The organism is Streptomyces sp. CG4, assembly GCF_041080655.1.
Lineage (GTDB): Bacteria > Actinomycetota > Actinomycetes > Streptomycetales > Streptomycetaceae > Streptomyces.
This window is the reverse complement of the sequence record NZ_CP163525.1, coordinates 513,102-526,223: the sequence shown is the minus strand read 5'-3', so window position 1 is coordinate 526,223 and position 13,122 is coordinate 513,102. Positions and strand designations below refer to the sequence as shown.

The window sequence follows — 13,122 nt, the reverse complement described above, 5'->3', positions numbered from 1 at the left end:
AGGTCCCTGGCCGTGGGCTACCGGCCCGGGTCGCCGGGCACGCGTTCCAGCGCCGAGGCCACGTCGGTCGTGCGGGCGATGTCCGTGAGCGCCCTGGCCATCACCGAATCCGGCTCCCGGGCGGCGATCACCAGACCCACCGGCACCGCCGCGGCGGGCTCGACCAGCGGGACCGCCCGCATGCCGGGCGGGACGCCGAACACATGGAGTCAGGCATGCGGCACGATGCTCGCCCGCCGCCCCGTGCGCACATGGGCGAACAGTGCCGCCACGGAGTCGGTCTCCAGCCGGGGCGAGGGCTGCGTCCCGGCCTGTGCGAACAACTCGTCCAGCACCCGGCGGCCCTGCATCGCCCCGGTCCGCAGGCACAGAGACAGCCGCGACGCCTCCGCCCACGTGGCCGTCGTACGCCGGGCCAGGCCGTCGGCGGCCGTGTGCAACAGGACGTACCGCTCCTGGTACAGCGGAACCGTGTGGAAGTGTTCCGACAGATCCTCGCGCAGAGATAGGTGATCCCGGCGTCGAGCTCGAAGTTCTGCAGCTGCCGGAGGATGTCCGCCGACTGCAGATCCGCTATGACCTCCACCGTGACCAGCGGATGCGCCGCACAGAACGGGCCGGTCAGCTGGGCGACGGCACCGGACGCCGTCGGCACGGAACCGATCCGCATCCTGCCGCTCAACCCGCTGTGCAGCGCGTCCACCTCGTCCCGCAGGGCGTCACGGTCCGCGAGGATCCGCTGCGCCCATACGACGATGCGCTCCCCCTCCGGGGTGAGGCCCTCGTACTTGCGGCCGCGCCGCACCAGCGGCATGTCGAGTTCCTCCTCCAGCTTGCGCAGCGCCTCCGACAGAGTCGGCTGGGAGACATGGCAGGCCTGGGCGGCACGGGCGAAATGCCGCTCCCGGGAGAGCGCGACGAGGTATTCCAGCTGACGAAAGAGCACGGCACGGGTGTACCCGACCGCTCCCCGCAAAGCCAATCCCGGCCCGCGCGTACGGCCCGCTCCGGCCCGCGTACGACCTGCCGAGTCGGAGGGGCAGGGCGATGCTGGTGCGAGGACCGGACAGCGAGCCGGCTTTCGAGGCCCTCGTGAGGAGGCGACCCCGTGGTGGAACCGCAGCCCGTCATCGTCCCGCCGGCCAGGGCAGCCGTGTTCCTCGTCGCCACCATCGCCGCAGGTGGCGAGGACACGGTGCGCGACCTGCTCGCGGACGTCTCGGCCCTGCGCCGTTCGGTGGCGTTCCGCGCGCCCGCCGAAGAACTCAGCTGTGTCGTCGGCATCGGATCACACGCGTGGGACCGCCTGTTCAGCGGCCCACGGCCACGGCGGCTGCACCCCTTCGCGGACCTGGTCGGCCCCCGCCACCGCGCCCTCGGCACACCGGGCGACCTCCTCTTCCACGTCCGCGCCCGCCGCATGGACCTCTGTTTCGAACTGGCCCGGCTGCTGGGCGAGCGACTCGACGGGGCGGCCACCGTGGTCGACGAGGTGCATGGTTTCAAGTTCTTCGACGAACGCGATCTGCTGGGCTTCGTGGACGGCAGCGAGAACCCGGAGGGAAAGGCCGCGGACGACGCCGTGTTCATCGGCGACGAGGACGCGGACTTCGCGGGCGGCAGCTATGTGATCGTGCAGAAGTACCTGCACGACATGACGGCGTGGAACGCCCTGTCCGCCGAGGAACAGGACAAGGTCATCGGGCGCACCAAACTGGCCAACATCGAACTCCCCGACGACGTGAAACCCGCCGATTCCCATGTCGCGCTCAACACCATCACCGACGAGAATGGCCAGGAACGCAAGATCGTGCGGGAGAACATGCCCTTCGGCGCCATCGGAAAGGGCGAGTTCGGCACCTATTTCATCGGTTATGCCCGCACCCCGGATGTGCCGGAGGAAATGCTGCGGAACATGTTCCTGGGTCGTCGTCCGGGCCTGCACGACCGGATTCTCGAATTCTCGGTGCCGGTCACGGGCTGTCTCTTCCACGTGCCCACCGTCACCTTTCTCGACGACCTGCCGACCGCTCCGTACGGCGCCACCACGACCACTGGGCAGTGACTCAGCGTTACCGGTATCGGCGGTGCGTGTTCTCCGTTTGCGGTGCTGTGTCCAGCGGGGTTCAGTGATTACGGACCCTCGGAACAAGGACCCTCGCGGACCACCGGCCCCGCGTCCAGGAGCTGTCATGTCGATGTCGTTCGGTGCACCGTTCGGTTCGTCGGATCCCTTCAGCGAGTTGTTCAACCGGTTCTTCGGGATGTCCCCGGCGTCCTCGCCTCCCGCGGTGCAGCGGGTGCCGATCGGCCGGCTGCTGACGGAGTCGTCGCAGGAACTGCTGAACCTGGCCGCGCAGCGAGCGGTCGAGGACGGCACGACCGATCTGGACACCGAACATCTGCTGTGGGCGGCCACCAAGGTCGAGCCGTCCCGGAGGCTGCTTGCCCAGGTGGGCGTCGACCCCGACACGCTGGCGGCCGAGATCGCCAAGATCCTGCCGCGCGAGTCCGGAGAGCCGTCCGCGCAGCCGGGCCTCACCCCGGCGGCCAAGCGCACGCTCGGCGCCGCCTACGCCCAGTCGCAGGCCGCCGGTGTGTCGTACATCGGCCCCGAACACATCCTCAGCGCGCTGCTGGGTGACAGCGACACAGGTGCCGCCAAGCTGCTGCGTGCCGAGGGCACGGACACCCGGAAACTGGCGGACCTGACCGAACAGGCGGCCCGTGCCGACGCACTGCCCGCCGAGCGGAAGCAGCCGGCGACGACGCTGGACGAGTTCGGCCGGGACCTGACCGACGAAGCGAAGGCGGGCAAGCTCGACCCCGTGGTGGGGCGCGCCGAGGAGATCGAGCAGACCATCGAGATCCTCTCCCGGCGTGCCAAGAACAATCCCGTCCTCATCGGCGAACCCGGCGTCGGGAAGACCGCCATCGTGGAGGGGCTGGCCCAGCGGATCGTGGCGGGGGAGGTACCCGACACCCTCAAAGACAAGCGGGTCGTGGCGCTGGATCTGTCGGGGATGGTCGCGGGAGCGCAGTACCGCGGGCAGTTCGAGGAGCGGTTGAAGAAGGTCATCGAGGACGTCCAGGCCGCCAAGGGCCGGATCATCCTGTTCATCGACGAGTTGCACACGGTGGTGGGCGCGGGGGCGACGGGGGAGGGGGCGATGGACGCGGGCAACATGCTCAAGCCCGCACTCGCGCGCGGTGAGCTGCATGTGGTGGGGGCCACGACGATCGACGAGTACCGCAAGTACGTGGAGAAGGACGCGGCGTTGGAGCGCCGGTTCCAGCCGGTGACGGTGCCCGAGCCCACGGTGGAGGAGACCGTGCAGATCCTGGAGGGTCTGCGGGACTCGTACGAGGCACACCACCAGGTCCGCTTCGACGACGCGGCGCTGGCGGCCGCCGCCGAGATGTCCGACCGCTACATCACCGACCGTTTCCTGCCCGACAAGGCGATCGACGTGATGGACCAGGCCGGGGCGCGGGTGCGGTTGCGCAGCGTGGGCCGTTCCACGGAGGTGGTCGGTCGCGAGGACCGTATCGCCAAGCTCCGCCGTGAACTGGAACAGGCCGTGTCCGGGGAGGACTTCGAGAAGGCCTCGGAGCTGAAGCGGGAGATCGCGCAGGTGGAGGGGGAACTCGCCGGTATCGAGGAGCGCCGTGAGGGCGTGGTGTCGGTGACGGCGGCGGACATCGCCGATGTGGTCTCGCGCCGTACCGGGATCCCGGTGGCCCAGCTGACGGCGAGCGAGAAGGAGAGGCTGCTCAAGCTCGAGGAGGAGATGCACGCCCGGATCGTCGGCCAGGACGAGGCCGTGACCGCGGTGTCCCAGGCGGTGCGGCGGAACCGGGCGGGCATGGGCGACCCGAACCGGCCGGTGGGCTCCTTCCTCTTCCTCGGCCCCACGGGCGTGGGCAAGACCGAACTCGCCAAGACACTTGCCGCGTTGCTGTTCGGGGACGAGGACCGGATGATCCGGTTCGACATGAGCGAGTTCCAGGAGAAGCACACCGTCGCCCGGCTGGTGGGCGCCCCTCCCGGATACGTCGGCTACGAGGAAGCGGGCCAGCTGACGGAGAAGGTGCGCCGCCGGCCCTACAGCGTGGTGCTGTTCGACGAGGTGGAGAAGGCGCACCCGGACGTCTTCAACACGCTGCTGCAGATCCTGGACGACGGCCGGCTGACCGACGCCCAGGGCCGCACGGTCGACTTCCGGCACTGCGTGATCATCATGACCTCCAACATCGGGGCGCACCGGATCCTGGATCACAAGGGTGATGTGTCGGAGTTGAAGGACGAGTTGACGGAGGATCTGCGGACGAGGTTCCTGCCGGAGTTCCTCAACCGGATCGACGACATCATCATCTTCCACGGGCTGACCGAGGACGACCTCGGGGAGATCGTGGATCATCTGCTGGAGCAGAGCAAGCGCCGCGTCCACGCCCAGGGCATGGCGCTGGAGGTGACCGAGGCGGCGAAGAAGCTGCTGATCGCGCACGGTCATCAACCGGAGTTCGGTGCCCGGCCGCTGCGCCGCACGATCCAGGCGGAACTCGACAACCGTATCGCCACCCTCCTGCTCAGTGGCGAGGCCGGCCCCGGGGACACCATCGTCGCCGACGTCCAACACGACTCCCTGCACTGCACGGTGCGGAAGAACAGCAGCTCCGGCGAGCCCGCCCAGACCGGCGCCGCGACGCCGGAGCGGTGACGGAGGACCCCATGGCGCATCATCACCGCAAGTCCGACAAGCGGGTCGAGGGAGACCCGGACACCGGCCACGGCCGGGGTACGCCGCGCCGGCCCGACGCGACAGAACGCGACGAACGCACCCGCGACGACCGACGGGAGACGGGATCGCCGGTCGGGAAATGGGAGGACTCCGGGCCCCAGCGCGAGGAGGAACAGACCGAGACCGACCGAGAGCAGAGCTGACGGATCGACTCTGGAGGTTGTGATGTCCTCGAAGCGACGCCGGAAGAAGAAGTCGCGGCGCAACCATGCCGCCAACCACGGGAAACGACCCCAGTGCTGAAGACAGGGAGGGACATACGGTCATGCGCGCCGGCACCGTCCGGGGCCGGCGCCTGACCAATCCGCTGGGAAGGCGGGCCTGTTCACCGGCACACTCGTACCCATGAGACGGATGACGCCACCTCGCACCGCCTTGTACACGGTCACGCCGAGGGGCACCCGATGACGTCCGCGGTGGTGGTCGGCGGTGGTCCCAACGGGCTCGCTGCCGCCGCCCTGCTCGCCAAGGCAGGACTGCACGTCACGCTCCTGGAAGCGGCGGACGAGGTCGGCGGCGGCACCCGCAGCCACGAAGCACTCCTGCCCGGACTCCTGCACGACCACTGCTCGGCCATCCATCCCACGGCCGTCACCTCGCCGGCACTGCGCGCTCTTGGCCTCGAACAACACGGCCTGCGCTGGCTGACGGCGGACATCGACTGCGTCCACCCGCTGGACGACGGCAGCGCCGGGGTACTGCTGCGTTCCGTCGAGGACACCGCGCGCATGCTCGGGCCCGACGGCGACCGGTATCGAGCCCTCTTCGCCACCCCGGTACGGCGCTGGGACGCGCTGGCGCGCGAGGTGATGGGCCCCGTGCTGCGGATCCCCGCGCACCCGCTGCTGCTCGCCCGCTTCGGGCTGCCGGCCACCCTTCCCGCCACCGCCCTCGCCCGTCTCTTCACCACCCCGCAGGCGCGAGCCCTGTGGGCGGGCGTCGCGGCGCACGCCTTCCGTCCGCTCTCGCGCCCGTTCACCTCGGCCTGCGGGCTCGGCATCCTCACCGCGGGACACGCCGCCGGCTGGGCCGTGGCCGAAGGCGGCTCACAGGCCATCGCCCGCAGCATGGAAACCGTGCTGCGCAAGCACGGCGGCACCCTTCACACTGGCGTCCGCGTCACCGACCCCCGGCAGCTCCCGCCCGCCGACGTCACCCTCCTCGACCTCGACCCCGGCCAGGTCGCCGCCCTCTACGGAGACCGGCTCCCGGCCCGGGTCCGCCGCGCCTACCAGCGCTTCCGCCGCGCGCCCGCCGCCTTCAAGCTCGACCTGGCCGTCGAAGGCGGCGTGCCCTGGACCAACGAGCACGCGCGACGAGCCGGCACGGTGCACCTCGGCGGCCCGCTGGCCGAGGTGGTCCGCGTGGAACGGGACGTCGTGGCCGGACGTATGCCCGAGCGGCCCTTCGTGCTGGTCGGCCAGCAGTATCTGGCCGACCCCTCCCGCTCGGTGGGCGACGTCCATCCCGTGTACACCTACGCCCACGTCCCGCACGGCTACGACGCGGACGCGACCGAGGCGATACTCCGTCAGCTGGAACGGTTCGCCCCGGGCGTCCGCGACCGCATCGTGGGCCGACAGGCGACCCGGCCCGCCGCGTTCGCCACCGCCAACCCCAACTTCGCCGACGGTGACATCATCACCGGCGCTCGGACGACACCTCAGCTCCTCCTGGGCCCCCGCCCGACCTTCGATCCGTACTCGACCGGTCTGCCCGGTGTGTTCCTGTGCTCGGCGGCGACCCCGCCCGGCCCTGGCGCGCACGGCATGTGCGGCGCCGGAGCCGCGTCCGCCGCGCTGCGCCACCTGGGGGTCCGAGCCGCCGTCTGACACAAGCCCGCCGGCCCGCCCACCCTCAACGGCTACGACACCTCGGCACTGGACGCGGCGTGAAGCGCCGGCGGGCACAAGGACCGGCACAAGGACCGGGAGGTGGGCTCGAAGGCCGCAGTGCTGAAGCGCTTCGGATCCAAGGAGCAGGTCCAGTCCGCCGTCGTCACCCACACCGAGGAACACATGGCAGGACGGCCTGCTCCTTACTGGGGCGGCGTCCTCCCGCACGCCGGACGCACCGGCCGCACTTAGGCCGAACTCACCCGGCCGGCCGCCGAGTTCGACCGGACGGGGTCACTTGTCGCCGGTCTCGTACCGGACGCCGACCTCACGATCGTCCACTCCACACCCAGCAGGTGGCTGATGCCAAAGTACCCGCCGCTCGCGACCGCCGACGGCGAGCCCGATCCGACCGCCTCCGCCTACCACCGTATCCTCGACCCTTTCTACGGCGGCGCCTTCGAGTCCGGACATCAGGTCCGGATGGTCCACGCCCGCCAACTGCACGACCTGAGAGGGGAACGCGAGGGCCTGGCGCCCGAGGAGGCCGCACGCCGGCACCCGCTCCTCGTCGTCCCGGCGCTCTGTCTCGCCCACGACGACACCCTCGACTGGCTCGCCGCCTACGCCCACGCCGGCGGCCACCTCGTGCTTGGTCCCCGCACCGGCGACGCCGACCACGAGGCGCGCGCCCGCCACGAACCGGCACCGGGACGGCTGACGGCCGCCGCGGGCGTCCACTACGACGAGTTCAGCGATCTGGAGCAGCCGCTACCCGTCTCTGTGGGGACGGTACCCGGCCGCGATCTCGCCCGGGCCCTCGCCGCCTGGCACGCCCCGAGGGTCGCGGCGACGGACCCGAGCGAGCGGTGAGGAAGGGCGTGTCGGAGGACAGGGCCTCGACTGTGAGCGGCTTCCCCCGGCCGTGTCGAGGGTGGTCAGCAGGGCGCCGGTGGCGTCGGGACGCTGGCAGCGGGATGGTGTCGAGCGGGGATCGCGGGTGCGATGCTCGATCTCGCGGCGCCTGGTGGCAGGGAGGTCCAACAGACCGCTCACACTGCGAGCGAGCGTGGACTTGCCGGTACCCCTGATACCGGCCTCCAACCTTCGCTCCATGGCCGCGACCTATGCATCGGACTCCCGGGCCGCGGAGGTCAGAGACATGTCCGCATAGCGCGCGCCCGCCACCTGCCCGGCGATAGGCTCCAGCACGGCCAACTCGTCGGCGCTCAGCGTGATCCGGGTGGCCCCGGCGTTCTCCAGCAGGCGGCTGCGCTTTCGGGTCCCGGGGATCGGCACCACGGTCAGACCGCGCACCTCGGCACGCTGATGCAGCCAGGCCAGTGCGATCTGCGCCGTGGTAGCCCCGCGCTCGGCCGCGATCTCTTGCACCGGGGCGAGGAGCGCGGTGTTCGCCTTGGCGTTGTCACCGGTGTAACGCGGCAGTAGCTTGCGGAAGTCGCTTGCGGACAGCTCCTTGTCCGCGTCGGAGAAGGAGCCGGTCAGAAACCCCCGGCCGAGCGGCGAGTACGGTACGAACGCGACACCGAGGTCGGCGGCCGCGCCCACGACACTGTGCTCCACGTCCCGGCTGAACAGCGACCACTCCGTCTGCACGGCGGCGATGGGGTGCACGGCGTGCGCCTCGCGCAGTTCGGCACCGGTGACCTCGCTCAGGCCGAGGTGCTTGACCTTGCCCTCCCGCACCAGCTCGGCCATGGCGCCGACCGACTCGGCCAGCGGGATCCCGGGGTCGCGGCGGTGCATGTAATAGAGGTCGATGACCTCGACGTCCAGACGGCGCAGACTCGCCTCGACGGCCGTCTTGATGTAGCCGGGATCGTTGCGGATGGCACGGTAGCTCGGGTCGTCCGCTCGGTATTCGATGCCGAACTTGGTGGCCAGGGTGATCTCGTCGCGGTGCGCGGCCACGAACGGCGCGAGGAACTCCTCGTTGGCGCCGACGCCGTACATATCGGCTGTGTCGATCAGGGTGACACCCGCCTCGACCGTTGCCTCCAGAGTGTCCCGGGCCGCGACGTCGTCCGTCTGCCCATAGGCGGCGCTGATGCCCATGGAGCCGAAGCCCTGGACGCCGACCAGGGGGCCGCCGGTGCCCAGCTCGACCTTGCGGATCTGTTCGATGGTGTTGCCCATGATGACGCTCAGGCCATTTCCGACGCCTGGCCGGCGCCCGCGTAGAAGTCGATCTTGCTGTCCAGCAGGGTGAGGGTGTCGTGCAACTCCGCGATCCGTGCGAGGACTTCGCGCCGGGTCTGCTCCAGCATCCGCTGCCGTTCGCCGTAGGTCTCCGGCCCTCGGCGGACCATCTCGGCGTAGCGCACCATCTCCGCGACCGGCATACCGGTCAGCCGCAGCTTGGTTACACAGTCGAGCCACTCCAGATCCCGGTCGTCGAACCGCCGTTGGCCGGTGTGCGAGCGCTCCACCTGTGCCATCAGGCCGATCTGCTCGTACCAGCGCAGCGTGTGCGGGCGGAGTCCCGTGAACGCCGCGACCTCACTGATCGTGTACCGGCCCTGGCCGTCGGGCCGAGGCCGCGCCGACTCGGCGGACGTACAGGAGTCCACGGGCGAGGAGTGCACGGGGGTGCTGTCGATCACCGTCATGTGGATCAACGTAGATCGTTCAAGTGCACTTCAAGCAAGTGCCCTCGGTGAACCTGGCCTCAGCGTCGGAGATCAGGGGTAGATCTTCTGGTGCGCGGCGAGCATGCCGACGAACTTCTCGATCCGCGCCGCACGGGTCTGCGGCTTCTTGGCGTCCTGGATCCGGTAGAGGATCGCATAGCGGTTGCGGCTGTCGAGCGCGGCGAAGAAGTCGGCCGCAGTCGGAGAAGCGTCGAGAGCCGCTCGGAGGTCGTCGGGGACCGTGGCCGTGCGCTGATTGGCGTACGCCGCCTCCCAGCGCCCGTCCGCCTTGGCCTTCTCCACCTCCCGCAGGCCGGCCGGTCGCATCCGGCCCTGCTCCGCGAGTTCGGTGGCCTTCTGCCGGTTCACCTTCGACCACTTGCTCCTCGGCCGACGCGGGGTGAACCGCTGCAGCCAGTACCGCTCGTCCAGCTTCTTCTTCTGCCCGTCGATCCAGCCGAAGCAGAGCGCCGACTCCAGCGCTCCGGCGTAGTCGACGCCGTCGATTCCGGAGTCCTTCTTCGGGATCTTCAGCCACACACCACGCACGTCCGCATGATGCTCCTCCAGCCACATCTCCCACGCCTCCTGCGCGGCGAAGGCCAGAACCGGATCGGCCCCGTTCGGTGCATCACCTGACATGTGCCTCATCAAAACCCACGCCGGTGACGCGGTCAATCCGTCCCGGCGGCGGGTCCGATCAGGAGACGGAGCCGCTTCCGCCGAGCACCCACGGGCCGTGCCGGGGCCGCACCGGCGAGCGACCCGCCGGTGCGCGGCGAAACGCGAGCCATCCGCCGGTGCGGCGAAACCGCGCCTTCCTCGGCGTACCCCCCTGCACGTGAGCGACGGGGCCCTGGCGCCGCTCGTGCCGGTCAGGGAGAGGGAGGGACGAGGACGCGCCCCGCGACCGCGGCCGCGACGCGCTCACATCGCGCACCGCACACTCATGCGGCGTACCCCCCGTCCACCGAAAGTTCCGCACCCGTCACATACACCGCGTCCGGTCCGGCGAGATGAGCCACCGTGGCTGCCACCTCCTCGGCCGTTCCGTAGCGGCCCAGGGCGGTCATGGCCGCCTGGTCGGACGCGAAGGGACCGTCCGCGGGGTTCATGTCGGTGTCGGTCGGACCCGGATGCACGATGTTCGCCGTGATCCCGCGCCCGCCCAGCTCCCGGGCCAAAGCTTTCGTCAGCCCGACGACCGCCGACTTGCTCATCGCGTAGAGCGTGGCGCCGGGGCCCGGCGTGTGGTGGGTGACGCAACTGCCGACGGTGATGATCCGTCCGCCGGGCGCCATCAGCGCCGCTGCGGCCTGGGCGGCCAGGAACATCCCCCGTACGTTCACGGCGATCAGGTGGTCCACGTCGGCGAGCGACAGGTTCTCCAAGGGCTGCATCAGTCCGACGGCCGCGTTGTTCACGAGGATGTCCAGGCCCCCGAGTGCCTCGGCCGCACGGCTCACCGCACCCACCGCTTCCTCGGCGTCCGCGGCGTCGGCGCGCAGCGCGACCGCCCGCCGCCCCAGTGCCTCCACCGCCCGCACCACCTCCTCTGCAGCCTCCTTCCCGTGCACATAGGTCACGGACACGTCTGCGCCCTCCTGCGCCAGGCGCAACGCCGTCGCCGCACCGATGCCCCGGCTGCCACCGGTGACGAGGGCCTTCTTGTCCCTCAGGTTTGCCTGTGAAGTCATGCGTCCATCTCACCGCCGAGGCCCGAGGAACACTGGCGGCGAACGGACCTCGACTTTCCGGGCGAGGGGCATGGGACACGGCGTCTTGCCAGAAGACGAAGGGCACCAGGCGGTTCGTTCTGCCGCGGTGGTCCGTGTACGCGAGGCCGAACGCGGCTATGAGCAGTCGCTCGTCGGTGCTGATGCGCCAGACACAGGCGGCCGTCAGCAGCGCTGTCACGATCAAGGTCGCCGGCACGGCGCAACACCTCGTACCCGACCCAGCAAAGGATTCCCAGGACGGAGAGCAGACTGGGAGAGCCATCGCGCACACTCCTCACCTTCGGCGATGTCACCATCCACGGTGGCCCACGAGCGCCCCGGAAAGCACGCACCCACGGGTGGAAATGCTCTCCACCCCGGGGGTGAAACCCACGCCGTGCGAGGAGTGGGGCAAGCGGCGTTGTCGGCTCTGTCGCAGCGCGACGGGGGAGGACCAGGTCGGCGCCCTCGGCGGAGGCGGGCTGGCTGACTTGGCGGGCGGACGCACAGGTGGGCGGACCGACGGGTGGGCGGATTGGTGGACTGGAGGCGTCCGTCGCCTGCACACCGCCGTCCACCTTCGCCATTCCTCATGGGGTCCCCGTGCCGCCGCTCGGGCAGGTCGGACGACGCCAGAGTCCCCGCTCCACCCGCACTCCCCGGCGGCGCCGACCAGGTGTGAGCTCGGTGATGTACGTGGACCGGGGCGTTGTCAGTGGCGGGCCGTAGGGTGCGGAGCATGGCCCGGTTCGGGAGGCGATGGGGGTAATGATGGTGCGCAGGCCGGTCGAGGGAGAAGTCCCCGTCAGCTACGGTCAGATGTATGTCGAGAGCGATCCGGACAGCTACGGCCCGGACCTCGCGGAGGCGTTCGCCGGCCAGTCCTCCGGGCTGTGCGGGGCGGCGATTCCCGGAACCCTGTGGCTTTCCACCGGGCTGCACACGGGCGACGTAGGTTTCACGGCCGAAGTGCACGACGAGGCTCCGCCCTTGGATCCCAGCTGGGAGGACGTCGTGGAGGTGTCCTTCCGCCCCGTCTCGGACAGTACCGCGTTCGTGCTGTGGGGAGGCGACGGCTCGTGGGAGCTGGATCTGGAACAGACCGATTACCGGGTCCGCTACTGCGCCAAGGGCATGGACGCGGCGGATCAGGAGGACACCCGACTGGACGGCGAGCCACAACTGGACTGCTATCTCCTCCAGTTCTGGCCGTCGCCGCCCGCGCCGGACCGGGTCGTGAAACAGACCTCGGCGATTGCGGAGTACTGGCACGACTACGCCCGCCGGCTGCCACCGCCTCCCACACCGGCTGAACGCGCCGAGGTCCTGTGCCAGGCACGCCTCGCGGAGGAGGAGGCGCAAAGAGAGCGCGAGCTGGCCTATGAACGCTGGGAGTGGGGCGGGCGGTCACCGAGCCAAGCGCTGCGCGAGGTCGACGGCAATGTACACGGACTGCTCCGCTTCGACGCGGCGCTCGTGCACGCCATAGACGCGGTCGGCCCCGCCACCCAGCGGGCGGTGGCCCTGCTTGCCGCGCGCCGCGCGTGTGAGGCGGCGGGGCTGACGGAGCTGGACTGGATCGCCGCGGGACTCACCGCCGTCACCGAGGGACGGCCGCTGCCGCCGCCGCTGGACGACGAGGACCATGTGTGGCAAGCCCTCGACGCCGACCCGCGTGTCCCGGATCGGACCGTCCGCCGGGCCGTGCCGCCCGAGCGCCCGCCCTTCGAGAGGCCGCGCCCCTGGGAGGAGGTGTACCTGCCGATTCCTGTGTCCGATCCGACCGAGCTGGTCGTGAGCCCCGCGGCCGAGTGCGTGCAGGCGTCGACGACGCCGGCCGAGCCGCCGACCCCCGAGTCCATGGGAGAGCCCACCAGAAAGACGGAATACACCCTGAGGGTCACGATCGGCGAGCCGGACCCCTCCTTGCCCTTCTCCCAACCACACATGGCCCTCCCCGCACTGCTCGGCGCCGCCGAACGCGACCCGCTGCAGGCGGCTCTGGACGCGGTGTTCGCGGGCATCGCCACGTACGGCGAGGACTACCCCGTCCTGCTGCGGGAGATCTGGTCGGTGTGCGAGGGCAGCAGCTCGTAGCACCGGCGGGTGGCTTCGG

General features: G+C 70.4%; 9 protein-coding genes and 2 pseudogenes. 6 read left to right on the top strand and 5 right to left on the bottom strand.

Going from position 1 to position 13,122, the window contains the following annotated elements; translation table 11 throughout:
• Nucleotides 1-17: 17 nt before the first annotated feature.
• Nucleotides 18-946 (bottom strand): annotated as a pseudogene (locus AB5L52_RS02405) (LysR family transcriptional regulator).
• Nucleotides 947-1,108: 162 nt separating this feature from the next.
• Here AB5L52_RS02405 and AB5L52_RS02400 point away from each other — a divergent pair.
• The 5 genes and pseudogenes from AB5L52_RS02400 to AB5L52_RS02380 all read left to right on the top strand — a co-directional run.
• Entirely contained in the window at nucleotides 1,109-2,065 is a 957-nt protein-coding gene (locus tag AB5L52_RS02400) for a Dyp-type peroxidase (protein WP_369362456.1), read from the top strand.
• Nucleotides 2,066-2,192: 127 nt separating this feature from the next.
• Entirely contained in the window at nucleotides 2,193-4,721 is a 2,529-nt protein-coding gene (locus tag AB5L52_RS02395) for an ATP-dependent Clp protease ATP-binding subunit (RefSeq protein ID WP_369362455.1), read from the top strand.
• 11 nt (nucleotides 4,722-4,732) lie between these two features.
• On the top strand, nucleotides 4,733-4,945 hold the full coding sequence (locus tag AB5L52_RS02390; protein ID WP_351575526.1) for a hypothetical protein: 213 nt from the start codon (nucleotides 4,733-4,735) through the stop codon (nucleotides 4,943-4,945).
• Nucleotides 4,946-5,104: 159 nt separating this feature from the next.
• Nucleotides 5,105-6,634 (top strand): phytoene desaturase family protein, encoded by a 1,530-nt coding sequence (locus AB5L52_RS02385; protein WP_369368794.1) that lies wholly within the window; start codon nucleotides 5,105-5,107, stop codon nucleotides 6,632-6,634.
• Between the two features lie 207 nt (nucleotides 6,635-6,841).
• Nucleotides 6,842-7,477 (top strand): annotated as a pseudogene (locus tag AB5L52_RS02380) (beta-galactosidase trimerization domain-containing protein); the annotation flags it as partial.
• A gap of 285 nt (nucleotides 7,478-7,762) precedes the next feature.
• On the opposite strand, the gene AB5L52_RS02375 reads toward AB5L52_RS02380, so the two are convergent.
• From AB5L52_RS02375 to AB5L52_RS02360, 4 genes are all read right to left on the bottom strand, one after another.
• The gene (locus AB5L52_RS02375) at nucleotides 7,763-8,794 is read right to left on the bottom strand and encodes an aldo/keto reductase (RefSeq protein ID WP_369362454.1); all 1,032 of its coding nucleotides are present in this window, start codon (nucleotides 8,792-8,794) and stop codon (nucleotides 7,763-7,765) included.
• Between the two features lie 8 nt (nucleotides 8,795-8,802).
• Entirely contained in the window at nucleotides 8,803-9,267 is a 465-nt protein-coding gene (locus AB5L52_RS02370; protein WP_369362452.1) for a MerR family transcriptional regulator, read from the bottom strand.
• A gap of 72 nt (nucleotides 9,268-9,339) precedes the next feature.
• Nucleotides 9,340-9,930 (bottom strand): YdeI family protein, encoded by a 591-nt coding sequence (locus tag AB5L52_RS02365; RefSeq protein ID WP_369362451.1) that lies wholly within the window; start codon nucleotides 9,928-9,930, stop codon nucleotides 9,340-9,342.
• Between the two features lie 305 nt (nucleotides 9,931-10,235).
• A complete protein-coding gene (locus tag AB5L52_RS02360; RefSeq protein WP_351575538.1) occupies nucleotides 10,236-10,985 on the bottom strand; it encodes an SDR family oxidoreductase in 750 nt (249 codons plus the stop codon).
• A gap of 780 nt (nucleotides 10,986-11,765) precedes the next feature.
• Between AB5L52_RS02360 and AB5L52_RS02355 the strand changes: the two genes are divergently transcribed.
• Nucleotides 11,766-13,103, top strand: a complete 1,338-nt coding sequence (locus tag AB5L52_RS02355; protein ID WP_369362449.1) for a hypothetical protein — start codon at nucleotides 11,766-11,768, stop codon at nucleotides 13,101-13,103.
• The last annotated feature ends 19 nt before the right edge of the window (nucleotides 13,104-13,122 follow it).

Coding starts and splice junctions, on each gene's coding strand:
- AB5L52_RS02395 (WP_369362455.1), top strand. CDS start 2,193: ATGTCGATGTCGTTCGGTGCACCGTTCGGTTCGTCGGATCCCTTCAGC.
- AB5L52_RS02360 (WP_351575538.1), bottom strand. CDS start 10,985: ATGACTTCACAGGCAAACCTGAGGGACAAGAAGGCCCTCGTCACCGGT.
- AB5L52_RS02355 (WP_369362449.1), top strand. CDS start 11,766: ATGGGGGTAATGATGGTGCGCAGGCCGGTCGAGGGAGAAGTCCCCGTC.
- AB5L52_RS02370 (WP_369362452.1), bottom strand. CDS start 9,267: ATGACGGTGATCGACAGCACCCCCGTGCACTCCTCGCCCGTGGACTCC.
- AB5L52_RS02365 (WP_369362451.1), bottom strand. CDS start 9,930: ATGTCAGGTGATGCACCGAACGGGGCCGATCCGGTTCTGGCCTTCGCC.
- AB5L52_RS02390 (WP_351575526.1), top strand. CDS start 4,733: ATGGCGCATCATCACCGCAAGTCCGACAAGCGGGTCGAGGGAGACCCG.
- AB5L52_RS02375 (WP_369362454.1), bottom strand. CDS start 8,794: ATGGGCAACACCATCGAACAGATCCGCAAGGTCGAGCTGGGCACCGGC.